General features: G+C 66.6%; 21 protein-coding genes and 1 tRNA gene. 3 read left to right on the forward strand and 19 right to left on the reverse strand.

The window, feature by feature from the left end:
* The first annotated feature begins 1 nt into the window (after position 1).
* Positions 2–175 (forward strand): AraC family transcriptional regulator, encoded by a 174-nt coding sequence (locus DRB17_RS21035; protein WP_114583806.1) that lies wholly within the window; start codon positions 2–4, stop codon positions 173–175.
* Between the two features lie 242 nt (positions 176–417).
* Here DRB17_RS21035 and DRB17_RS18960 read toward each other — a convergent pair.
* The 5 genes from DRB17_RS18960 to DRB17_RS18980 all read right to left on the reverse strand — a co-directional run bounded on the left by DRB17_RS18960 (position 418) and on the right by DRB17_RS18980 (position 5839).
* Positions 418–493 (reverse strand) — tRNA-Ile (locus DRB17_RS18960).
* 127 nt (positions 494–620) lie between these two features.
* On the reverse strand, positions 621–1256 hold the full coding sequence (locus tag DRB17_RS18965) for a sarcosine oxidase subunit gamma (protein ID WP_161958898.1): 636 nt from the start codon (positions 1254–1256) through the stop codon (positions 621–623).
* On the reverse strand, positions 1249–4251 hold the full coding sequence (locus DRB17_RS18970) for a sarcosine oxidase subunit alpha family protein (RefSeq protein ID WP_114583808.1): 3003 nt from the start codon (positions 4249–4251) through the stop codon (positions 1249–1251). The genes DRB17_RS18965 and DRB17_RS18970 overlap by 8 nt, the downstream gene beginning before the upstream one ends.
* Before the next feature lie 14 nt (positions 4252–4265).
* Complete coding sequence (locus tag DRB17_RS18975; RefSeq protein ID WP_114583809.1) at positions 4266–4559, reverse strand: sarcosine oxidase subunit delta; 294 nt, start codon at positions 4557–4559, stop codon at positions 4266–4268.
* Between the two features lie 26 nt (positions 4560–4585).
* Positions 4586–5839, reverse strand: coding sequence for a sarcosine oxidase subunit beta family protein (locus DRB17_RS18980; protein WP_114583810.1), 1254 nt, complete (start codon positions 5837–5839; stop codon positions 4586–4588).
* A 232-nt stretch (positions 5840–6071) separates the two neighbouring features.
* Between DRB17_RS18980 and DRB17_RS18985 the strand changes: the two genes are divergently transcribed.
* Positions 6072–7103 carry a GlxA family transcriptional regulator gene (locus tag DRB17_RS18985; RefSeq protein WP_114583811.1) on the forward strand — a complete coding sequence of 344 codons (1032 nt, stop codon included), beginning with the start codon at positions 6072–6074 and terminating at the stop codon, positions 7101–7103.
* A 40-nt stretch (positions 7104–7143) separates the two neighbouring features.
* Here the strand turns inward: DRB17_RS18985 and DRB17_RS18990 are convergent, their stop codons facing one another.
* The 5 genes from DRB17_RS18990 to DRB17_RS19010 form a co-directional block, all read right to left on the reverse strand.
* Positions 7144–7893 carry a DUF6969 family protein gene (locus DRB17_RS18990; RefSeq protein WP_241503901.1) on the reverse strand — a complete coding sequence of 250 codons (750 nt, stop codon included), beginning with the start codon at positions 7891–7893 and terminating at the stop codon, positions 7144–7146.
* Between the two features lie 179 nt (positions 7894–8072).
* Positions 8073–9248 (reverse strand): acetate/propionate family kinase, encoded by a 1176-nt coding sequence (locus DRB17_RS18995; RefSeq protein ID WP_114583812.1) that lies wholly within the window; start codon positions 9246–9248, stop codon positions 8073–8075.
* Positions 9245–10657, reverse strand: coding sequence for a bifunctional enoyl-CoA hydratase/phosphate acetyltransferase (locus DRB17_RS19000; protein ID WP_114583813.1), 1413 nt, complete (start codon positions 10655–10657; stop codon positions 9245–9247). Before DRB17_RS19000 ends, DRB17_RS18995 begins: the two co-directional genes overlap by 4 nt.
* A gap of 23 nt (positions 10658–10680) precedes the next feature.
* On the reverse strand, positions 10681–11445 hold the full coding sequence (gene fabI, locus DRB17_RS19005) for an enoyl-ACP reductase FabI (RefSeq protein ID WP_206607955.1): 765 nt from the start codon (positions 11443–11445) through the stop codon (positions 10681–10683).
* A gap of 166 nt (positions 11446–11611) precedes the next feature.
* Complete coding sequence (locus tag DRB17_RS19010) at positions 11612–11800, reverse strand: hypothetical protein (protein WP_114583814.1); 189 nt, start codon at positions 11798–11800, stop codon at positions 11612–11614.
* Positions 11801–12229: 429 nt separating this feature from the next.
* On the opposite strand from DRB17_RS19010, the gene DRB17_RS19015 reads away from it, so the two are divergent.
* The gene (locus tag DRB17_RS19015; protein WP_114583815.1) at positions 12230–12961 is read left to right on the forward strand and encodes a PhoH family protein; all 732 of its coding nucleotides are present in this window, start codon (positions 12230–12232) and stop codon (positions 12959–12961) included.
* A gap of 71 nt (positions 12962–13032) precedes the next feature.
* Here DRB17_RS19015 and DRB17_RS19020 read toward each other — a convergent pair whose 3' ends face one another.
* The 9 genes from DRB17_RS19020 to DRB17_RS21040 form a co-directional block, all read right to left on the reverse strand.
* Positions 13033–14796 (reverse strand): ABC transporter substrate-binding protein, encoded by a 1764-nt coding sequence (locus DRB17_RS19020; protein WP_193725756.1) that lies wholly within the window; start codon positions 14794–14796, stop codon positions 13033–13035.
* Between the two features lie 93 nt (positions 14797–14889).
* Positions 14890–15168: a DUF2160 domain-containing protein gene (locus tag DRB17_RS19025; protein WP_206607956.1), complete on the reverse strand. Its 279-nt coding sequence runs from the start codon at positions 15166–15168 to the stop codon at positions 14890–14892.
* Positions 15169–15181: 13 nt separating this feature from the next.
* Positions 15182–15985: a carbohydrate ABC transporter permease gene (locus DRB17_RS19030; RefSeq protein WP_114583816.1), complete on the reverse strand. Its 804-nt coding sequence runs from the start codon at positions 15983–15985 to the stop codon at positions 15182–15184.
* Positions 15982–16854 (reverse strand): carbohydrate ABC transporter permease, encoded by an 873-nt coding sequence (locus DRB17_RS19035; protein ID WP_114583817.1) that lies wholly within the window; start codon positions 16852–16854, stop codon positions 15982–15984. Before DRB17_RS19035 ends, DRB17_RS19030 begins: the two co-directional genes overlap by 4 nt.
* A gap of 17 nt (positions 16855–16871) precedes the next feature.
* Positions 16872–17957: an ABC transporter ATP-binding protein gene (locus tag DRB17_RS19040; RefSeq protein ID WP_114583818.1), complete on the reverse strand. Its 1086-nt coding sequence runs from the start codon at positions 17955–17957 to the stop codon at positions 16872–16874.
* Positions 17958–17966: 9 nt separating this feature from the next.
* The gene (locus DRB17_RS19045; RefSeq protein WP_114583819.1) at positions 17967–19070 is read right to left on the reverse strand and encodes an ABC transporter ATP-binding protein; all 1104 of its coding nucleotides are present in this window, start codon (positions 19068–19070) and stop codon (positions 17967–17969) included.
* Positions 19067–20644 (reverse strand): glycerol-3-phosphate dehydrogenase, encoded by a 1578-nt coding sequence (gene glpD / locus DRB17_RS19050; protein ID WP_241503902.1) that lies wholly within the window; start codon positions 20642–20644, stop codon positions 19067–19069. The genes DRB17_RS19045 and glpD overlap by 4 nt, the downstream gene beginning before the upstream one ends.
* A 121-nt stretch (positions 20645–20765) precedes the next feature.
* Positions 20766–21605, reverse strand: coding sequence for a DeoR/GlpR family transcriptional regulator (locus tag DRB17_RS19055; protein ID WP_114583820.1), 840 nt, complete (start codon positions 21603–21605; stop codon positions 20766–20768).
* 164 nt (positions 21606–21769) lie between these two features.
* On the reverse strand, positions 21770–21844 hold the full coding sequence (locus DRB17_RS21040; RefSeq protein WP_421779231.1) for an adenosylhomocysteinase: 75 nt from the start codon (positions 21842–21844) through the stop codon (positions 21770–21772).
* Positions 21845–21857: the final 13 nt, after the last annotated feature.

The raw sequence follows: 21857 nt of genomic DNA on the forward strand, positions 1-21857 counted from the left end.
GGTGGCACGCAACCTGATCGCGCACTCCGACGCCCGCATCCTCGACATCGCCATCGAATGCGGCTTCGCCTCGGAGCCCCACTTCGCCACGCTGTTCCGGCAGCACTATGGGCTTTCACCGCGGGCCTACCGTCTAACTCGAACCTCTCACGAGAGCAGGTGTATCGGGGTCTGAAGTCGCCGAAGTTGTAAGTGGTCTGCTTCCCGCTTCGATGCAGCTGTAATAATCCCCAGAAACGTCGGCTGAAGAATCCCGGTGGCGTAGCTGCCCGTCCGCCGATCATATCCAATGGGTCTGTCTGCCGGCACGGATAACTACGATGTTGTGGCTGGTCAGTGGTCGTACCTGGGCCATTTTATGCCCTCGAATGGGCCAGCTTATGCCTGACCCGACAAAAAGAAAGGACCAAAAAGGGATGGTGGGCCCGCCAGGATTCGAACCTGGGACAACGCCGTTATGAGCGGCGGGTTCTGACCGCTGAACTACGGGCCCGGCACGGCTTGTGCCTGAAGGGAGCCGGCCGGGACTATCTAGCAGGACTCCGGCCGACCGTGCAATTCGGGCTGTATAGCAGACCCCGCCCGTGTGGTCACCTGTCGTTGGCGACGGCGGGGCGCTGCTATCCCTCCAGGACGGCGAAGTCCTCGCATGCGCCGCGCGCGCAGTCCTTTAAATAGGCGTGGACGTACTCGGCGAAGCTGCGTCGGCAATAGATATCGAAAGTCGGCGCATCATCGAGCAGATGCAGGGTGACGCCGCAGTGGCGGCCAAACACGGTCTGCTTCACCTCGCCCGGCTGGAACTTGCCGGCGTGCATGTCGAGCGGCACCGCCCGTTCCAGCACCTCGCGCGCGGCAGGGCCGGTGACGCGCAGGATCGCTTGGGCGTTGGAGACGTCGACGACAGCGCAGAAGATACCCTGCAGGGCCTCGCGCAGCTTCGCCGTCCACTCGCGCCCGGCCTCGGGCCGGCTGTCGTGGATCACGATCTGCCACTCGTTCGGCCCCAGCCACAGGGCATGCCGTTCGGCATTTCCGGTGGCGGTGTTCGCGGTTTCCGGCAGGCGCAGGCCCAGCACCTTCTCGACCGCGTCCTGCGCGCCCGGCTGCTTGTCCAGCTCGACGCGCAGGTCCAGCAGCACACGGAAATCGGGCTCGGCAACGCCGATACCGGCGCCGTTCAGGCCACTTGCCGCCTGCCCCGCCAAACCCAGCGGCGCCAGCGGAGACTGGCGATAGGATGTTGTCTCAGGCACGGAGGCGCTCCCCTTCCGGATCGAAGAACACGGGACTGGTGACGGTACAGGCGATGGTCTTGCCGGGCATCGGGGCGTAGACCTTCTGCCCGTGCTTGTGCAGGCCGCCCTTGACCAGGGCCAGCGCGAAGCCCCGGCCCAGATTCGGGCTCATGTAGCTGGAGGTGACGTGGCCCACCATGTCCATCGGCGGCTGCGACTTCACCGTCTCGACAAGCTGCGCGCCCTCTTCCAGCACCTCGTTCGGGTCGTCCGGCAGCAGGCCGACGAACTGCTTGCGGTTCGGGTCCTGCATGTCCGGGCGCGACAGCGAGCGCTTGCCGATGAAGTCCTTCTTGGTCGAGCACAGCTTCTCCATGCCAAGGTCGACCGGCGTCACCGTGCCGTCGGTCTCCTGGCCGACGATGATGAAGCCCTTTTCAGCGCGCAGCACGTGCATCGTCTCGGTGCCGTAGGGGGTGATGTTGTACTTCTCCCCGGCGTTCATCAGGGTCTGCCACAGGTGCAGGCCGTTGTGCGCCTCGACGTTGATCTCGAAGCTGAGGTCGCCCGAGAATGAGATCCGCATCACCCGTGCCCAGACGCCGGCCACCGTGCCCTCGCGCCAGCTCATGAAGGGGAAGGCATCCGGGTCGACGTCGATGTCGTCGGTCAGTTCCGCCAACAGCTTGCGCGCGTTCGGCCCGGCGATGGCAGCCGTCGCGTACTGCTCCGTCACCGTCGTCAGATAGACCTGCAGTTCCGGCCACTCCGTCTGCAGGTACTCCTCCAGGTGGGCCAGCACCTCGGCCGCGCCACCGCTGGTGGTGTGCATCAGGTAGTGGTTCTCGCCCAGGCACGCGGTGACGCCGTCGTCCATCACCATGCCGTCCTCGCCCAGCATCAGGCCGTAGCGGATCGCGCCGGGCTTCAGCGTCTTCCAGCCGTTGGTGTAGACGCGGTTCAGGAACTCCGCCGAATCCGGCCCCTGGATGTCGATACGGCCCAGCGTGGTCGCGTCCAGGATGCCCAGCGATTCGCGCGCCGCCTTGCTCTCGCGCTGCACCGCCTCGTGCATGCCCTCACCCGCTTTCGGGTAGTACCAGGGCCGTTTCCACATACCGACGTTCTCGAACTCGGCGCCGGCGCGCGCGTGCCAGGAATGCATCGGCGTGCGTCGGATCGGGTCGAACAGGTCGCCGACGTCGCGCCCGCCCCAGGCGCCGAAGGTCACCGGCGTGTAGGGCGGCCGGAAGGTGGTGACGCCCAGCTCCTCGATCGGCACGCCGCGGAACTCGGACACCACGCCCAGCGCGTTGACGTTGGAGGTCTTGCCCTGGTCGGTGCCCATGCCGGTCGTGGTATAGCGCTTGACATGCTCGACCGAGGTATAGCCCTCGCGCAGCGCCAGTTGCAGGTCGGCGGCGGTGACGTCGTTCTGGAAGTCGACGAAGTGCTTGCCGCCGTGGCCGACCGGCTTGCTCGACGGCGTCAGCCACAGCCAGCGCGCCGGCAGGAACTTGCCGTTGCCGGCTTGCGGGCGCGGCGCCTTCTCCACGCTGAAGCCCGCCGCCTCGGCCGCCGCCTCGCCAGCGGCAAAGCCCTCGCCCAGCACGTCCGCCAGGCCAAAGGTGCCGTTGCAGGCGCCGGCGGAGCGCTCGGCCTGCACCGCGCGGTCGGGCACGAAGGTCGCCAGCTCGGCATCGAAGCGCAGCTTGCCGCGCGACTGGCTGTGCAGGTGCACCGTGGGGTTCCAGCCGCCCGACATCGCCACCAGATCGCAGTTCAGGGTGCGCGCCTCGCCCGCCAGACTGCGGCCGTCGGCGCTCAGCGGCGCCACCTTGACGCGGCGCACCCGCTTGTGACCCTCGGTGGCGGCGATACCGTGGCCGGCCAGCACCTCGATGCCGGCATCGCGCGCGGCCTGGGTCAACTCGCCCTCGGCCTCGGCACGCAAGTCCACCGCGGCGGCAATCTTGATGCCGGCGGCCTTCATGTCCAGGGCCGCGGCATAGGCGCCGTCGTTGTTGGTGAACAGCACCGCGCTCTCGCCCGGCCTGACCGCCCAGCGGTTGACGTAGCTCCGCGCCGCGCTGGCCAGCATGATGCCGGGCCGGTCGTTGTCGCGGAACACCAGCGGCCGCTCGATGGCGCCGGTGGCCAGCACCACCTGATTCGCGCGCACCTTCCACATGCGCTGGCGCGGCGCGTCCGCCGGCTTGTTCGCCAAGTGGTCGCTCAGGTTCTCCAGGATGTCGATCCAGTTGTGGTCGTAGTAGCCGAACACGACGCTGCGCGGCAGGATGCGGACATTCTCGTTCGCCCGCAGCTCGCGCTCGGCCTCCGCCGCCCAGTCGCTGCCGGGCTTGCCGTCCACCTCGTCGCGCCCGGAGAGCAGCGAGCCGCCAAGCTCGTGCTGCTCATCCGCCAGGATCACCCGCGCGCCAGAGCGCGCCGCCGCCAGCGCGGCCGCCAGACCTGCGGGACCGGCGCCGGCCACCAGCACGTCGGCGTGGGCATAGCGCTTGTCGTAGAAATCCGGGTCCGGCTCCAGCGGCGCCTCGCCCAGGCCGGCGGCCTTGCGGATGAAGCGCTCGTACATCGGCCAGCCGGCCTGCGGCCACATGAAGGTCTTGTAGTAGAAGCCCGCCGGGAACAGCTTCGAGGCCAGCGAGTTCACCTCGCCGATGTCGAAGTCGAGGCTGGGATAGCAGTTGACCGAGCGCGCGCTCAGCCCCTCGTACAGCTCCACCTGCGTCGCCTTCAGGTCGGCCAGGGTCGCCGCGCCCTCGCCAACCTGCACCAGGGCGTTCGCCTCTTCGGCGCCGGCGCTGAAGATGCCGCGCGGGCGGTGGTACTTGAAGCTGCGTCCCACCAGGTGCACGCCGTTGGCCAGCAGGGCCGAGCCCAGCGTGTCCCCCGCGTAGCCCTGGTAGGCGCGGCCGTTGAAAGTGAAATCTACGGGACGGTCGCGGTCGATGCGGCCGCCCTTGTCGAGGCGATACCTCTGGGCCATCCTGCTGGCGCTCCTCAGACGTAGGTCTTTTCGTCCACCTTGGGCGGCGCCTCGCCCATCCGGTAGGCGCCATGAATCTCGTGCGTCAGGGTATCGCGCACCAGGTTGAACCAGCGCCGGCAGCCGTGGCTGTGGATCCAGCGCTCATAATACGTGCCCTTCGTATTCTTCTGCAGGAACACATAGTCGGCCCAGGTGGCGTCCGAGATCTCCTCCGGCACCTCCGGGCGCGGCTTGTGCGCCTCGCCGCCATAGGAGAACTCGTTCTCGGCACGCTCGCCGCAATAGGGGCAGGGTATCAGCAGCATCGCCGCCTCTCTCGTCTTGAACTTTGTTAGTGCGCCACGCCCGCCGCGGCGTGCTCGTCGATCAGGAAGCCGGTCTTGAACCGCTCCAGCGAGAACGGCTCCGCGATCGGGTGCGGGCGGTCGTTGGCCACGGTGTCGGCGAAGATATGGCCCGAGCCGGGCGTCGCCTTGAAGCCGCCGGTGCCCCAGCCGCAGTTGAAGTACAGCCCCTTGACCGGCGTGGTGCTGATGATCGGGCTGGCGTCCGGGCAGGTGTCCACCACGCCGCCCCACTGCCGCATCATCCGCATCCGCCGGAACAATGGGTACAGCTCGCAGATCGCCGCCAGCGTGTCCTCGGTCACCGGGTTGCTGCCCCACTGGGCGTAAGAGTTGTAAGCGTCCGTGCCCGCGCCGATCACCAGCTCGCCCTTGTCGGACTGGCTGATGTAGGCGTGCACGGCGCCGGCCATCACCACGCAGTGGACGCAGGGCTTCACCGGCTCGCTCACCAGCGCCTGCAACGGGCGCGAGTTGATGGGCAGCTTGAAGCCCGCCATGTTGGCCAGCACTCCAGCGTGCCCGGCGACGACGACACCGACCTTCTTCGCCTTGATGGCGCCCTTGCTGGTGCGCACGCCGGTCACGCGGCCGTCCTCGATATCGAAGCCCTCGACCGCGCACTGCTGGATGATGTCCACACCCAGCGCGTCCGCCGCCCGGGCATAGCCCCAGGCCACCGCGTCGTGGCGCGCGGTGCCGCCGCGCCGCTGCAGCGAACCGCCCAGCACCGGATAGCGGCCGTTGCCGCGCAGGTCGATGATCGGCACCCACTCCTTGACCTGCTCCGGCTCCACCCACTCGCTGTCGATGCCATTCAGCCGGTTGGCATGGATCCGCCGCTTGGTGATCCGCACCTCGTTCAGCGTGTGCGCCAGGTTCAGCACCCCGCGCTGCGAGAACATGACGTTGAAGTTCAGCTCCTTCGTCATGTTCTCCCACAGCTTCAACGAATGCTCATAGAGCGCCGCGCTCTCGTCCCACATGTAGTTCGAGCGCACGATCGTCGTATTGCGCCCGGTATTGCCGCCGCCAAGCCAGCCCTTTTCGATCACGGCGACGTTGGTGATGCCGTGCTCCTTGGCGAGGTAGTACGCCGTCACCAGCCCGTGGCCGCCGCCGCCGACGATGACGACGTCGTACTCCTTCTTGGGCTCGGGACTGCGCCAGGCCTGCGGCCAGTTCTCGTGGGAACTCAGGGCGTTGCGCGCCAGCGAGAAGATTGAATAGCGAGCTTTCATGGCGCCGTTCGCGCTCCTTATCAACGACTGTGGCCCCGGCCGGCCCCCGGACCCTCGGCCCGCACGCGAAGACGACGGCGCGCGGCGCTTACTGCTGTCTGAAAGGACTTGATGGCGCAAAACCCGGCAAGCGAATCTCCGTCAGGAAAATTTCAGATCGCGACATGGGGCGAACTATGTCAAATTTCCCGGCAAGAGCGAATCAACGGTCCACGTAAGGGCTTACAAGGATATGCTGGGGTCCGTACCACGCGAGTTGCCGCAGAAGATCGGCTTCATCATCGTCCCCGGATTCTCGATGATCGCGCTCATCCCCGCGATCGAGACTCTGCGGCTGGCCAATCGCCTGTCGGGCCGCGAGCTTTACCGCTGGCTGCTCTTCTCGATGGATGGCGGTCCGGTGCGCGGCTCGAACGGATTCGAGCTCAATACCGACGGCGACCTGGACAAGGCGAGCGAGCTTTCGACGGTGGCGATCTGCGCCGGCGTGGACGTGCACAAGGTCAACGACAAGGCGCTCCTGTCCTGGCTGCGCCGGATGGACCGCAAGGGCGCGGACATCGGTGCGCTTTGCACCGGCAGCTACATCCTGGCGCGCGCCGGGCTGCTGGACGGCTACAACTGTACCATCCACTGGGAGCAGCTGGCCGGCTTCGCCGAGGACTTCCCGGATATCGAGGTCACGACGGAGCTTTTCGAGATTGACCGCCAGCGCTTCACCTGCGCCGGTGGCACGGCGGGCATCGACTTGATGCTGAACGTGGTGGCGATGCAGCACGGCCACGAGTTGGCCGCCCAGGTCGCCGACCAGTTCATGCACGAGCGTATCCGCGACCAGCACGACCATCAGCGGATCTCCCTGCCCGCCCGCCTTGGGGTGCGCCATCCCAAGCTGCTGTCGGTGATCGAGCTGATGGAAAAACACCTGGAAGAGCCGCTGTCCCGCGCGCAGCTTGCCCGGAAGGCGGGCCTGTCGACCCGGCAGCTTGAGCGGCTGTTCCGCAAGTACCTTTTCCGCTCGCCGGCCCGCTATTACCTGGAGCTACGGCTGAACAAGGCGCGCCTGTTGCTGTTGCAGACCAACATGTCGGTGATCGACGTGGCACTGGCCTGCGGCTTCGTCTCGGCCAGCCACTTCTCCAAGTGCTATCGCGACTTCTTTGGCCGCACGCCGCGCAAGGAACGTGGCCTGCCGGCCCATCCGACGCCGGGCGAGCCACTCGACGAGGATGGTGCGCCCCCGGGCATCGCCGCCGCCGGCTGACCCGGCGGCGGCAAAAGCCGGAACCTTGTCAGTTCAGCATCTACGCCCGGCCCAGAGCGTCCATCACCGCCTGCACCTGGTTTTCGATGCTGACGTCGACGAATGAGGTCACTTCCAGGCCCCGGTCCTCGTAGACATCGCGGTCCGGGTGCTTGTCCTGCCATTCGCCGACAGTGACGTCACGCTTGCGGATAAGCTCCTCGATCTGCGGGCGGAAGAGGACCGCCATCGCGCTGATCCAGCGGTTCACCGCCCAGCTTGGACGGGCGTGGTCGATCTCGAAATGGTCCAGCATCCGGATCACGTCGTCGGCGCTGTACCAGACCTCGCCGGTGACCCAGCGGTTCACGGTGAACAGGCGGAACGGCAGGCCGTGCTTGTCCATCGAGATACCGATGATGTGGCTCAGCGCATCGTTCGGATCCTTGGGCGGGGTGTAGCCCGGCACCTCGGCGGGAGTCACCCCCTCGGGCATGCCCTTTGGTCGCAGGAAGGTGTGAAAGTGCCCATGCTCGCCCTCGAAGCGCTGATCGGCGGAATGGGCATGATAATAGTATTGGCTGTGGGTTTCCTGGTCGTAGACGTCGCCCTTGGGGTAGTGATCCCACTCGTAGAACGTCCCCTGCCCGCGCAGCAGTTCGCCGACGATATTGTCGCCGGTCTTGGCGAGCACGCGGTGAACGTTGAGGACCTCCTGCCCGGCCTCGGCCATCTCCTCCAGACGCTCCGGCGCGATACCGCTCAAGTCGATCCGCGGCTTGACCGCGGCTTCTTCCAGCGCTGCACGCATGGCTCTCGTTCCTGCTTCCAGTGCGACCGCCTGGTGACCTTGGCCAGAAAGGCGTGAAAAGCCAAGGCCCCGGAAACGATCAATGTAATTTGATACGCCTGCTACGGAAAGGGGGCGTCGATCCAGCCGGCCAATACCGCCTGCGGGGGCGCGGGCGGCAAAGTGAAGCTGCCCGCCGCCTATCCCAACCGGCGTGCGTAGCCCGCAATCACGCGCTCTTCGTCCGTGGGGATGACATACACCGCGACGCGGCTTTCGGGCCGGGAGATACAGTTTCGACCTTCCGCGTTGGCTTCGCTGTCCAGCTCGACGCCGAGCCAACGGGCATAGAGGCAGATGCGCCGGCGAATCTCGGCCGCGTTCTCGCCGATGCCGGCGGTGAACACCAGCACGTCGAGACCGCCCAGCGTGGCCGCCAGCGAGCCAAGCTCCCGCCCCGCGCGGTAGCAGAACAGGGCGATGGCGTCCTGCGCCTCGCGGGCGGAACTCGCCAGAAGGTCCTGCATATCGTCGGAAATGCCGGAGACACCTTTCAAGCCGCAGCGGTGATAGAGCAGGTCGGCCACCTCGTCCGGCGTCATCCCCTTCTGCTGCAACAGGTAAAGCACGACGCCGGGGTCGAGCGAACCGGGCCGCTGGCCCATCGGCAGCCCTTCCAGCGCGGTAAAGCCCATCGTCGTTGCGACGCTCTTGCGGCCCATCATCGCGCACATGCTGGCGCCGTGGCCCAGGTGGGCGACAACGGTGCGTCCGTGCGCCCGTTTCCCGGCGAATTCCGGCAGCACGTCCGCGATGTACTCGTAGGACAGCCCGTGGAAGCCATAGCGCGTGACGCCTTCCTCCGTCAGTTCGCGCGGCAGGGCGAAAAGCTGGGCCATGCGCGGCTGCGTGCGGTGAAAGGCGGTGTCGAAGCAGGCTACCTGCGGCAGGTCGGGATAAAGCCGGCGCAGCGCGTCGATGGGTGCCAGGTTGTGCGGCTGATGCAGCGGCGCCAGCGGGATCAGCTCGCGCAGTTCCTCGATGATGCCGTCGTCCAGGCGGATGGCGGAGGTATATTTCGGCCCCCCATGTACCACGCGGTGCCCGGCGGCGCGCAGATTAAGCCCCCCGGCATTCCCCTCGATCCAGCCGAGCAGACGGTCCAGCACCGCTTCGTGGTCGGCCTCGTCCCCGCGCAGGACGCTGGCATCGACCTCGGCTCCTTCGCCATCCCTTGCCGCGAACGACGGCGAATCGCCGATGTCGGCGACCTGGCCGCGATAGAGCAGGCGCGGCGCCTCTCCATTTTCGGCATAGAGCGAGAACTTGATGCTGGAGGAGCCTGCATTCAGGACAAGCAGGCCGTCGCCGCTCATGCCGCGCTCCGCTTCGCCTCACGGCCGCGCTGCCAGTGGTACATGCGCAAGGCCAGCGCGCAGGACGCCATACGCGACAGTTCGTCGTCCGCCCGGCTGGTCAGGGCGATTGGCACCCGCGCGCCCAGCACCAGACCCGCCGCCTGCGCGTCGCCCATGTACTCGAGCTGCTTGGCCAGCATGTTGCCAGCCTCCAGGTCCGGGCAGACCAGGATATCCGCGTGGCCGGCGACGGGGGAGACGATACCCTTGACTTTCGCCGCCTCGACGCTGACCGCGTTGTCGAATGCCAGCGGGCCGTCCAGGATGCCGCCGGTGATCTGACCGCGATCCGCCATCTTGCACAGTGCCGCCGCGTCGATGGTGGAGGCCAGCTTCGCCGACACCGTCTCCACGGCGGAAAGGATGGCGACGCGCGGCTTGTCGAAGCCCAGCGCGCGGGCGAGGTCGATGGCGTTCTGGATGATGTCGGCCTTCGCCTCCAGGTCCGGCGCGATATTGATAGCCGCGTCGGTGATCAGCAACAGGCGCTCGTAGTCGGGCACGTCCATGACGAAGGCGTGGCTGACCCGGCGTTCCGTTCGCAGGCCGCTGCCCTCGCTCACCACGGCATGCATGAGTTCGTCGGTATGCAGCTTGCCCTTCATCAGCGCCGCGGCCTCCCCCGCGCCGACCAGCTCCACCGCGCGGGCGGCGGCGGCGTGGCTGTGCTCCGTCGCCTCCAGGCGGTAGCGGGAGATATCCAGCTTGGCCGTCTCCGCTGCCTGCTCGATTTTGGCGCGGGGACCGACCAGGACCGGATCGATCAACCCCGCCTCGGCGGCCCGGACGGCGCCCAGGAGAGAGGCCGTATCGACCGGATGCACCACCGCCATCCCCAGGGGCTCGAACGCCTTGGCCTCGTCGATCAGCCGGCGCAGCTTCGCGCCCCGGTCGTGCATCTCGACCTCGGGCAGGGTGACGCGGGGCCGGCGGATCTTGTTGGCGGGCGCCAGAACCTCCGCCGTACCGGTGACGGCGCGCTCGCCGTCCTGGCGCGTGCAGGTGCAGTCGAAGACAATGCGGGATTGCTCCGCGTCCTTCTCCCGAGCCGTCACGGTGACGGTGAGCGTGTCGCCCAGGCGCACGGGATTCTCGAAGTGCAGCGACTGGTCCAGATAGATCGTGCCGGGGCCGGGAAGCTGCGTACCCAAGACGGTGGAGATCAAGGCGCCGGCCCACATGCCGTGCCCGATAATCTGGTGGAACTGGTCGTCGCGGGCGAACTCCCGGTCCACGTGCGCGGGGTTCACGTCGCCGGACATCACGGCGAAAAGCTGAATGTCGCGCTCTGAAAGCTGGCGCACCAGGCTGGCACTGTCGCCGGGCTGGATCTCGTCGAAGGTGCGGTTCTCGATAATCTCGTTCATGCGCGGGCTCCGGCCCTGAGTGGCTACTCCACGATGTGCATGCCGGCGTCGATATATTCAATGTTCCCGGTCAGGCTTTTCGCCTGGTCGCTGGTCAGGAAGGCGGCCAGCGCGCCAACATCGTCGATGCTGACAAGGTGGTGCTGCGGCGCGCGCTTGCGGGCGCGCTCCATCAACTGGTCGAAACGCTGGATTCCCGACGCCGCGCGCGTCTGCAGCGGGCCGGGCGAGAGAGCGTGAACACGGATCCGCTTGCGCCCAAGCTCTGCCGCCATGTAGCGCACCGAGCTTTCCAGCGCGGCCTTCACCGGCCCCATCAGGTTATACTCCTCTACCACCCGCTCCGAGCCGTAGAAGGTGACCGTCAGCAGACAGCCGCCCTCGCGCATGAGCGGTTCCGCCAGACGCGCCACCCTGATGAACGAGTGACAGGAGACGTCCATCGCCATCAGGAAGCCGTCCCTGGAACAGTCGATCGCCCGCGCCCACAGGTCTTCCTTCGGTGCGTAGGCGATCGAATGCAGCACGAAATCGAGCCGGCCCCAGGTGCGCTGGATCTCCTCGAAGACGGTTTCGAGCTGGCCCGCCTCGCGCACGTCGCAAGGGACAAGGATGGGTGCCGCCAACTCTCGGGCCAGGGGCTCCACGTGCGGCTTCGCCTTGTCGTTCAGGTAGGTGATGGCCAACTCCGCCCCGGCACGCGGGAACTGCCGGGCGCAGCCATAGGCGATGGATTTCTCGTTGGCGATGCCGAGGACAAGGCCCCGCTTACCTGTCAGATCGATCATGGGTCGAGCCGCCAGACTCCTGTCGTTGGCATAGAGCTCATGCTGCGACGCAGCATGCAGCTATGCAACGTTTCCGGCCCCGATGCGGTTCAGCCTCGCGGGCAAAAAGAAAGCGGCGACCGCATGGCCGCCGCCCTTTCATTCCGGCGAAAAAACGGGTTTCCCGCTATGCCGCCGCGTCCATTGTGTCGCCGTTCTCGATCATGCCGGCGACCCGGAGCCAGACCTCCGCGCCCTCGGTGTCTCCGCAATTTTGCAGCTTTTGTGCGTACTTCCTTGCGTAAGGAACGGCGAACTCGTGAAAGCGGGCATGGAATCCGCGGGCATAGGCCCGGATGTCTCTTTCGTCGACCATCGGTCGGTTTCCCCTCGTGTCGCGGAAAGCTGAGCGGACGCCACGAAGATTGGCCACATCGGCTAACATGGCAAGGAGACATTGCGCCGCAGCATGAAGGCGCGGGGGTCCGCTTTCGGCTGGAACGCCGCGTCAGGCGAACTTACAGACACATGCCCCCGCATAAGACCAACATCTTGTGTGAAACTTCCTTGAAGACGCCAGGAATGATGAGACAGAAGGGCCCGACTCGCGCTATCCTTTCGATATGAGGCGATCCACCGTGACGTGCTGGGAGGATCCTCTGCCGCGCACGCACCATTCCCGTTTCGACCTCCGTCCGCGCCGCGCCCGCGGATACGGCAACGTCTTCGCCGCTTTTCATGCGATTGCACCCCGCGCCGCGCCGCGTCCGTTTCCAAATTTCCGCACACAACCAGGGAGTCCATTATGGGCAAGCGTCAGCGTCGTGCCGCCGACAACTGCAAGGTCCGCGCGCTCTATCCCCGGGAGGCGGAATGGCATCCGCTGGACGGTGACGAGACCGCCCGCGACAAGCGCTATCGCCGCAAGATCAGGCCGATGAGCGCGGGCCAGGAGAAGCTGTTCGACGCCATCGAGCGATCCAACTGCATTCTGGCGCTGGGCCCGGCGGGGACTGGCAAGACCTATATCGCCATCGCCAAGGCGGTCGAGGCCCTGGCCGCCGGCCACGTCGAGCGCATCGTCCTCACCCGCCCGGCAGTGGAAGCGGGGGAAACCCTGGGCTTCCTGCCCGGCGGCGTGGAGAGCAAGCTGGCGCCCTATCTACGCCCGCTCTACGACGCGCTGAGCGACCGGCTGGGCGGCAAGCAGGTCAAGCACCTGCTGGCCGACGGCTCCATCGAAATCGCGCCGGTCGCCTTCATGCGCGGACGCACGCTCAACAACGCGTTCGTGGTGATCGACGAGGCCCAGAACTGCACCTACGGCCAGATCAAGATGCTGCTGACGCGTCTCGGCTGGCACTCGACGATGGTGTTGACCGGCGACCCGGACCAGAGCGACCTGCTACCCGGCATGTCCGGGCTGGCCGACATCGCCACGCGGCTGGGAACGCTGGAAGACGTCGCCGCCGTCCGTCTGGACGACAGCGACATCGTCCGCCATCCGCTGGTGGCCTCGATGCTGACGGTTATATAGGCCCGGCACCCGGCTCAACAACGAGAGGAGGAGGCGGTTGCCCGCCTCCTCCGCCCGGTTCGGGAAGGCGCCTACTCCTGCCCCTCTTCCCAGCTTGCGATTAGGTCGTCGTACTTGACCGTCATGCCCTGCGGCTTCTCGTTGTCCAACTTCGGCTTCGGCGCGCCGGGCTGGTTCAGCCAATGCTCGCGGGACATCTCCTCGTTCAGCTTCGGCCCGCATGTCGGCTGCACGCCGGCACGCTCCAGGCGCATCAGGACGCGGTCCTGCTGTTCGGCCAGGCCGTCCATTGCCTCCTGCGGCGTCTTCTCGCCGGTTACCGCCTCGGCGACGTTCTGCCACCAGAGCTGCGCCAGCTTCGGATAGTCGGGGACGTTGGTGCCGGTGGGCGTCCACTGCACCCGCGCGGGCGAGCGGTAGAACTCCACCAGGCCGCCCAGCTTCGGCGCGCGCTCGGTGAAGGACTCATGCCGGATGTCGCTGTCGCGGATCGGCGTCAGGCCGACGTGCGTCTTCTTCAGCGACACCGTCTTGGCGACGGTAAACTGCGCATAGAGCCAGGCCGCCTTGCGCCGCTCCTCCGGCGTCGACTTCAGGAGCGTCCAGGAGCCGGCGTCCTGATAGCCCAGCTTCATGCCCTCTTCCCAGTACGGGCCGTGCGGCGAGGGTGCCATGCGCCACTTCGGATTGCCGTCCTCGTCGACGACGGGCGTGCCTTCCTTCGCCATGTCGGCGGTGAAGGCGGTGTACCAGAAGATCTGCTGGGCGATGTTCCCCTGCGCCGGCACCGGCCCGGCCTCGGAAAAGGTCATGCCCGAAGCTTCCGGCGGGGCGTACTTGTCCAGCCAGTCGATGTACTTCGACAGCGCGTAGACCGCCGCCGGGCCGTTCGTGGCGCCGCCGCGCGTAACGTTGGAGCCCACCGGGTGGCAGTCGTTGACACGGATGCCCCACTCGTCCACCGGCAGGCCGTTCGGGATGCCCTTGTCGCCGGCCCCGGCCATCGACAGCCAGGCGTCGGTGAAGCGCCAGCCCAGCGACGGGTCCTTCTTGCCATAGTCCATGTGGCCATAGACCCGCTGGCCGTCGATTTCCTTCACGTGCTCGCTGAAGAACTCGGCGATGTCCTGATAGGCCGACCAGTTGACCGGCACGCCCAGGTCGTAGCCGTAGATTTCCTTGAACTGGTTCTGCAGATCCTCGCGCTGGAACCAGTCGTAGCGGAACCAGTACAGGTTCGCGAACTGCTGGTCGGGAAGCTGGTAGAGCTTGCCGTCCGGGGCGGTGGTGAACGACTTGCCCATGAAGTCGTCGACGTCGAGCGTGGGCAGCGTGACGTCCTTGCCCGCACCCGTCATCCAGTCGCTGAGCGGCACCACCTGGCCATAGCGGAAGTGCGTGCCGATCAGATCGCTGTCGTTGACGTAGGCGTCGTAGACGTTGCGCCCCGACTGCATCTGCGTTTGCAGCTTCTCGATGACGTCGCCTTCCTGGATCAGGTCGTGGTTGATCGTGATCCCGGTGATCTCGGTGAACGCCTTCGCCAGCGTCTCTGATTCATAGGCGTGGGTGGTGATGGTTTCGGAGACGACGTTGATCTCCATACCGCGGAAAGGCTCCGCCGCCTTGATGAACCACTCCATCTCCTTCATCTGCTCTTCCTTGGAGAGCGTCGAAGGCTGGAATTCCTGGTCCACCCATTTCTCGGCGGTGGCCATCCGCTCGTCGAAGCTTTGCGCGGCCGCCGTCCCGGCATACACCGCCGCGACCGTAAGCACGCCGGCGGCGGCGAGAAGCCGGCTACGCGTCCGCCAGTCCCTTGGTTTCGCTGTCATATCGAGACCTCCCCATTTACAGCGATAGGTCGTCGGTTCTTGGAGTGTCCTTGGATCGAACCCGGACACCCTTTGAACGCGCCGGAAGCGATCTCAGCCCCAGCGCAGAAGAACAATCATCCACACGACGAGAGCGGCCAGCGGGTACCACAGCGGCAGATCGGTCAGGCCCAGCCACGCCAGATGCAGCCAGGCCCCCGACAGCAGCCCGATGAAGAAGCGGTCGCCCCGCGTCGTGGCGATCGGCAGGAAGCCCTTGCGCGCGACCGAGGGCTGCGCCAGGTCCCAGACGGTCATCCCGGCCAGCAGCGTCGCGATGGTGATGAAGAACACCGCCGTCGGCAGCGTCCAGGCCATCCAGGTCAGATCCATGCCAGCGGCCTCCCTAGACGCGGCCCAGGGCGAAGCCCTTGGCCATGTAGTTGCGCACGAACCAGATCACGAGCGCACCCGGCACGATGGTCAGCACGCCCGCCGCCGCCAGCAGCCCCCAGTCGATGCCGGCGGCCGAGACGGTGCGCGTCATCGTCGCCGCGATAGGCTTCGCCTCCACCGTCGTCAGCGTGCGCGCCAGCAGCAGTTCCACCCACGAGAACATGAAGCAGAAGAACGCCGTCACGCCGATACCGGCCCGGATCAGCGGCAAGAACACCGTCGCGAAGAACAGCGGGAAGGAATAGCCGTCGATATAGGCGGTTTCGTCGATTTCCCGCGGGACGCCGCGCATGAAGCCCTCCAGGATCCACACCGCCAGCGGCACGTTGAACAGGCAGTGCGCCAGCGCGACGGCGATGTGCGTGTCGATCAGCCCGAAGGTGGAGTAAAGCTGGAAAAACGGCAGCAGGAACACCGCCGGCGGCGCCATCCGGTTGGTCAGCAGCCAGAAGAAGAAGTGCTTGTCGCCGACGAAGCTGTACCGTGAGAAGGCGTAGGCCGCCGGCAGCGCCACCGCCAGCGAGATGATGGTGTTCAGCGAGACGTAGGTGATGGAGTTAAGATACCCCGTGTACCAGTCCGCATTGGTGAAGATCGTCACGTAGTTCTCGAACGTCACGTTCTGCGGCAGCAGCGTCAGCTCGCCCAGGATCTCCTCGTTCGGCTTCAACGACATGTTGACCAGCCAGTAGAGCGGCAGCAGCAGGAAAACGAAGTAGAGGCCGAGCGCCAAGGTGCGCTTTCTCACCTTCATTTCGACGCTCCTTTCCCCATGCCTTCCAGCGCCTGATAGAAGACCCAGGAGAACACCAGGATGATCAGGAAATAGACGATCGAGAACGCCGCCGCCGGTCCCAGGTCGAACTGTCCCACGGCGAGGCGCGTCAGGAACTGCGACAGGAAGGTGGTGGCGTTGCCGGGCCCGCCGCCGGTCAGCACAAAGGGCTCCGTGTAAATCATGAAGCTGTCCATGAAGCGCAGCAGCAGCGCGATGGTCAGCACGCCGCGCATCTTGGGAAGCTGGATATAGCGGAACACCGCCCAGGCGGAGGCGCCGTCGATGCGCGCCGCTTGATAGAACGCGTCGGGGATCGCCCGCAGCCCGGCATAGGCCAGGAGCGCCACCAGCGGCGTCCAGTGCCAGACCTCCATGATGACCACGGTGATCCAGGCGTCGGTCGCGCTGGCGGTGTAGTTGTAGTTCAGGCCCAGCGCTTTCACCGCCGCGCCGCCCAGCCCGATATCCCCGCGCGCGAAGATCTGCCAGATCGTCCCGACCACGTTCCAGGGGATGAGAAGCGGCAGCGCCAGCAGCACCAGACACGCCGACACGCCCCACCCGCGCGTCGGCAGCGCAAGCGCGATGGCGATGCCCAGCGGCATCTCGATCAACAGCACGGTGAGCGAGAACAGCACCTGCCGTTGCAGCGCGCCGTGCAGGCGCTCGTCGTGCAGTATCCTTTCGAACCACTCGGTGCCGACGAAGAAGCCCATGCCCGGCTGCAGGATGTCCTGCACCGAGTAGTTCACCACCGTCATCAGCGGGATGATGGCGGAAAAGCACACCAGCACTACCACCGGCAGGACCAGGAACCAGGCCTTGTTGTCGGGCCACTTCTCCATCGTGCCGCGCCCTCCCGTCAGCCCACCAGATGCCCACCGGCGTAAAGCTTCGTCCATTCCGCCGGGAACACGAGCGAGCCCGCCTCCCCCGGCGGCTCGCTGTCCTCCGCGACCTTCGCCTTCATCGTCCGTTCGCCCAGGCGCAGGCTGAGGATCTTGTAGTTGCCCAGGTCCTCGACCGCCTGCACAAGCACGGGCAGTCCCTCGCGCCCGCGCGGGTCGAAGCGCAGGAACTCGGGCCGGATACCCAGCTCCAACGCCGCGTTCGTCCCGGCCGCGCGGGCGACGACGTCTTCAGGCAGCGCGATCCGCCCGCCGCCCTCCACCACCGCCTCGCCGCCGTCCAGCGTGCAGGGCAGCAGATTCATGCCGGGCGAGCCGATGAAATAGCCGACGAAGGTATGTCCCGGCGCCTCGAACAGTTCCTGCGGCGTGCCGATCTGCACCACCTGCCCCTCGTACATCACCACGACCTTCTCGGCGAAGGTGAGCGCCTCGTTCTGGTCGTGGGTCACATAGACCAGGGTGATGTTGGAGGCCTCGTGGATTTGTTTCAGCTTGCGGCGCAGATGCCACTTGAGCTGCGGATCGATCACGGTCAGCGGCTCGTCGAACAGGATCGCCGCGACGTTCGGGCGGACGAGGCCACGGCCCAGCGAGATCTTCTGCTTGGCGTCCGCGCCCAGGCGCTCGGCCCGGCGGTCGAGGTCACCCGCGAGGTCGAGCATTTCCGCCACCTCGCGCACGCGGCGGGCGACGTAGTCGCGGTCGAACTTCCGGTTGCGCAGGGGAAAGGCCAGGTTCTCCGCCACCGTCATGGTGTCGTAGATGACCGGGAACTGGAACACCTGCGCGATGTTGCGCTGCTGCGGCGCCAGGGCGGTCACGTCCTGGCCGTCATAAAGGATGCGCCCCTCCGTCGGCTGCAACAGCCCGGAGATGACGTTCAGGAGCGTGGTCTTGCCGCAGCCCGACGGCCCAAGAAGCGCATAGGCCCCGCCGTCTTCCCAGACATGCTCCAGACGGCGCAGCGCCCAGTCCGCCTCGCCGCGCGGCGTGTCCATATAGCTGTGGGCCACCCGGTCCAGTTCGATTCGCGCCATCGCCGCCCCCTACTCCGCCGCCTCGCGCGCGCCGGGACGCGGCGGCGAGGCGACCAGCCAGCCATTGGCATCAAAGGCATAGACGTTGCGCGGATTGACGAAGACCTCGATATTCTCGCCCAGGCCCAGCGAATGCACGCCCTCTTCCTGCACCACCCAGGCGGTGCCGTCGACATCGACGTGCACGAAGGTTTCCGAGCCGGAGATTTCCGACAGCTCGACGCTGGCGGCGAAGGCGATGTCGTCCTGCCGGTTCCGCACGACGCCGAGGTGATTGGCGCGCACGCCGAAGCTGTAGCGGCCCGGCGCGATCTCCGCGAGGTGCCCGGAAAGCGGCAGGCGAATACGGCCGCCGCCAAGCCACGCCTCGCCGCCCACGACCTCGCCGGGGATGAAGTTCATTGGCGGGTCCGAGAAGCTACGCCCGACCTGCATCGATGCGGGGTGATGGTAGACGTCGTGCGTGGCGCCGTGCTGCAGGAGCCGTCCCTCGCTCAGGACGACGGTGTCGCCGCCCATGATCAGCGCCTCGCTCGGTTCGGTCGTGGCGTAGACGACGACGGCGCTGCGCCGGCTGAAGATCTGCCGCAGCTCGACCCGCAGTTCCTCCCGCAGCTTGTAGTCCAGGTTCACCAGCGGTTCGTCCAGAAGAAGCAGGCCGGCGTCCTTCACCAGCGCGCGGGCCAGCGCGGTGCGCTGCTGCTGGCCGCCGGACAGTTCGCCCGGCAGGCGATCAAGCAGGTTGCCAAGCTTCAGGGTTTCCGCCGATTCCCGGACGCGCCTGTCCACCTCGTCGCGGGACAGCCCGGCCCGGCGCAGCGGAGAGGCGATGTTGTCGTAGACCGTGAACGACGGGTAGTTGATGAACTGCTGGTAGACCATCGCGACGTTGCGCTTGCGCACAGGCGTGCCGGTGACGTCTCCCCCGTCCACCAGGACACGTCCGCTCGTCGGCCGGTCCAGGCCGGCCATCAGCCGCATCAGCGTCGTCTTGCCCGCCAGCGTCGGCCCCAGCAGCACGTAGAAACGGCCGGGCTCCATCGTCAGGTCGATATCGGCGATATGCGTCTCGTGCCCGACCGTCTTCCCGACATTTTCCAGCGCCAGGCTCATTTCGCCGCCATGCCCTCGTCGTCCGCGCGTGTCGTACCGCCAAGATACTCGCGCAACCGATCCTCCGTGTCGCGCGGGACATGCAGGCCCAGCTTGGAGCGCCGCCACAGCACGTCCTCCGCCGTGCGTGCGAACTCCTGCCGGACCAGATAATCGACCTCGGCCTGATACAGTCCGCCGCCGAAATCCGTGCCAAGCTCGCCCAATCCGCCCGCATCGCCGAGCAGCCCGTTGACACGGGTGCCATAGGCCCGCGCGTAACGGTACGCAAGCTCCGGGGGCAACCATGGCCGCTGACTACGCAGTTTTGCCAGGAAATCCTCGAAATCGCCACCCGGCATGTCACCGCCCGGCAACGGGGCGGTGGCCGTCCAGCGCCGTGGCGCATGCCGGTTCTCGCCCTCCTGCCCCATCAGCGGCAGCAGTTTCTCCATCGCGTGCTCGGCCAGCCGGCGGTAGGTCGTGATCTTGCCGCCGAAAACCGACAGGAGGGGCGGCGTGCCCTCGGCCTCGCCGCCGTCGATATCGAAGACGTAGTCCCGCGTTACCGCCGAGACGTTCTCGTTGGCGTCGTCGTAGAGCGGGCGCACGCCGGAATAGCTCCACACCGCGTCCTCGGGGCGCACCTGCGCCTTGAAGTAGCGGTTCACGGCCCGGCAGATGTAGGCGCGCTCTTCATCGTCGATGGCGACGTCGGCGGCATCGTCGTTCCACGGCTTGTCCGTCGTCCCCAACAGGGTGAACTGCCGCTCGTAGGGAATGGCGAAGACAATGCGGCGGTCGTCGTTCTGCAGGATATAGGCTTGGTCGCCCTCGTACAGCCGGGGCACCACCATGTGGCTGCCCTTGACGAGGCGCAGGCCCGCCGGCCTGTTTAATCCCGCCACGTCCCGCAGGACATCGGTGACCCAGGGGCCGGCCGCGTTCACCAGTGCGCGCGCCCTGATAACGCGCGGATGGACGGAGCCGTCCACCGGCTCGGTCCGCACCTCCCACAGGCCGTTGTCGGTACGCCGGGCCTGCGTGCAGCGCGTGCCGGTCAGGACCTCGGCCCCGCGCTCGGCCGCGTCCAGCGCGTTCAGGACAACGAGCCGGCTGTCCTCCACCCAGCAATCGGAATAGGAAAACCCTTTCCGGTAATCGTCCTTCAGCGGCGCCCCCACGCGGTCGCGGCGCAGGTCCAGGGATCGCGAGCCGGGCAGCCGCTTGCGCCCCCCCAGATGGTCGTAAAGGAACAGCCCCAGCCGCACCATCCAGGCCGGGCGCATCTCCTTCGCGTGCGGCAGGACGAAGGTCAGCGGCCAGATGATGTGCGGCGCCAGCTCCAGCAGCACCTCCCGCTCGATCAGCGCCTCGCGCACCAGGCGGAATTCCATGTACTCCAGATAACGCAGGCCGCCGTGGATCAGCTTCGTGCTGGCCGCCGAGGTTGCCTGTGCCAGATCGCCCTGCTCGCACAGAAGGACCGACATGCCGCGGCCCGCGGCGTCGCGGGCGATACCCGCGCCGTTGATGCCCCCACCGATGATGGCCAGATCGAACGGTTTCTCCAGGGATTGCTCGCCGTGCTGCACGTTACACGCCCTTGCCGACCGAAATCAGGTTCGAGAAGGAACCGTTACCTGGACGATACAACAGGACAGATCGTTTTCATATCCGAAAACAACGCGCGCACGGATTTGTGCATACGAAAATCTACGGGTCCGTCGCGGCCGCCGGTTCGGCCGGCTCGTCGGGCATCGCCAGCGACATGCCGGCGACGTGGATGCGAACTCCCGCCTCGCGCAGCATCTCCGCCATGTCGGCGGGCGGCTCATGGTCGGTCAAGAGGTCGTCCACCTGCGCCATTCGGCCCAGCCGAACCATGGCGTCGCGGCCGAACTTGGTGTGATCGGCGACCAGCAGCACGCGCCGCGAATTGGAGATGATGGCCTGCGCCACCCGGACCTCGCGATAGTCGAAGTCGAGCAGCGACCCGTCGGCGTCGATGCCGGAAATGCCGATGATGCCGAAGTCCACCTTGAACTGCCGAATCAGGTCCAGCGTGGCCTCGCCGACGATGCCACCGTCGCGCGCGCGCACCACGCCACCGGCCAGGATCACCTCGAAATCCGGGTTAGGCGACATCGTCGCGGCGACATGCAGGTTGTTGGTGATGACGCGAAGGCCACGATGGTCCATCAGCGCCTTCGCCACCTCTTCCGTCGTCGTGCCGATGTTGATGAAAAGCGATGCGTCGTCGGGGATCAGCGAGGCCGCCAATTGCCCGATGGCCTGCTTCTCCTGGTGCCAAAGGCCCTGCCGCTCGCGGTAGGCCAGGTTCTGCACGCTGGACGGCAGGCCGGCCCCGCCATGATAGCGGCGCAGCACACCAAGCTCGCAAAGCTGGTTGATGTCGCGCCGGACCGTTTGCGGCGTCACGGAAAAGTGCCGGGCCAGCGCCTCGATGGAGACAAAACCCTGCCGGCGCACCAGTTCAAGGATGCGCTCGTGCCGGCCCTCCGCATGGGCCGTATCGCCACCGCGTGCCCGCATGAGTGCGAGCCTACCACCGCGGTGCGTTCGCGCCTATTCGTTTTTTTTCGCGATAGTTTCAGTTGTGAAAAAAGCAAGGCCGGGTCGCACAGCCCGCACCGCGACCCGGCCCTGACGGTCCGGGCGGTCCCGAAGGACCGCCCGACCCGCGTTCGTTTCCGCGTTCAGTAGCGGTAGTGATCGGGCTTGAACGGCCCCTCGGCGGGCAGGCCCAGGTACTCGGCCTGCTTCGGGTTCATCTTGGTCAGCGGC

Source organism: Ferruginivarius sediminum (assembly GCF_003344765.1).
GTDB lineage: Bacteria > Pseudomonadota > Alphaproteobacteria > Kiloniellales > Rhodovibrionaceae > Ferruginivarius > Ferruginivarius sediminum.

Excerpts from the sequence above, each read along its gene's own strand:
- DRB17_RS19025 (WP_206607956.1), bottom strand. The coding sequence starts at position 15,168 with ATGGATCTGACCTGGATGGCCTGGACGCTGCCGACGGCGGTGTTCTTC.
- DRB17_RS19020 (WP_193725756.1), bottom strand. The coding sequence starts at position 14,796 with ATGACAGCGAAACCAAGGGACTGGCGGACGCGTAGCCGGCTTCTCGCC.
- DRB17_RS19030 (WP_114583816.1), bottom strand. The coding sequence starts at position 15,985 with ATGAAGGTGAGAAAGCGCACCTTGGCGCTCGGCCTCTACTTCGTTTTC.
- DRB17_RS19035 (WP_114583817.1), bottom strand. The coding sequence starts at position 16,854 with ATGGAGAAGTGGCCCGACAACAAGGCCTGGTTCCTGGTCCTGCCGGTG.
- DRB17_RS19045 (WP_114583819.1), bottom strand. The coding sequence starts at position 19,070 with ATGAGCCTGGCGCTGGAAAATGTCGGGAAGACGGTCGGGCACGAGACG.
- DRB17_RS19055 (WP_114583820.1), bottom strand. The coding sequence starts at position 21,605 with ATGCGGGCACGCGGTGGCGATACGGCCCATGCGGAGGGCCGGCACGAG.
- DRB17_RS19015 (WP_114583815.1), top strand. The coding sequence starts at position 12,230 with ATGGGCAAGCGTCAGCGTCGTGCCGCCGACAACTGCAAGGTCCGCGCG.
- DRB17_RS19000 (WP_114583813.1), bottom strand. The coding sequence starts at position 10,657 with ATGAACGAGATTATCGAGAACCGCACCTTCGACGAGATCCAGCCCGGC.
- DRB17_RS18975 (WP_114583809.1), bottom strand. The coding sequence starts at position 4,559 with ATGCTGCTGATACCCTGCCCCTATTGCGGCGAGCGTGCCGAGAACGAG.
- DRB17_RS18995 (WP_114583812.1), bottom strand. The coding sequence starts at position 9,248 with ATGAGCGGCGACGGCCTGCTTGTCCTGAATGCAGGCTCCTCCAGCATC.
- DRB17_RS19040 (WP_114583818.1), bottom strand. The coding sequence starts at position 17,957 with ATGGCGCGAATCGAACTGGACCGGGTGGCCCACAGCTATATGGACACG.
- DRB17_RS18970 (WP_114583808.1), bottom strand. The coding sequence starts at position 4,251 with ATGGCCCAGAGGTATCGCCTCGACAAGGGCGGCCGCATCGACCGCGAC.
- fabI (WP_206607955.1), bottom strand. The coding sequence starts at position 11,445 with ATGATCGATCTGACAGGTAAGCGGGGCCTTGTCCTCGGCATCGCCAAC.
- DRB17_RS18980 (WP_114583810.1), bottom strand. The coding sequence starts at position 5,839 with ATGAAAGCTCGCTATTCAATCTTCTCGCTGGCGCGCAACGCCCTGAGT.
- DRB17_RS18985 (WP_114583811.1), top strand. The coding sequence starts at position 6,072 with ATGCTGGGGTCCGTACCACGCGAGTTGCCGCAGAAGATCGGCTTCATC.
- DRB17_RS19010 (WP_114583814.1), bottom strand. The coding sequence starts at position 11,800 with ATGGTCGACGAAAGAGACATCCGGGCCTATGCCCGCGGATTCCATGCC.
- DRB17_RS18990 (WP_241503901.1), bottom strand. The coding sequence starts at position 7,893 with ATGCGTGCAGCGCTGGAAGAAGCCGCGGTCAAGCCGCGGATCGACTTG.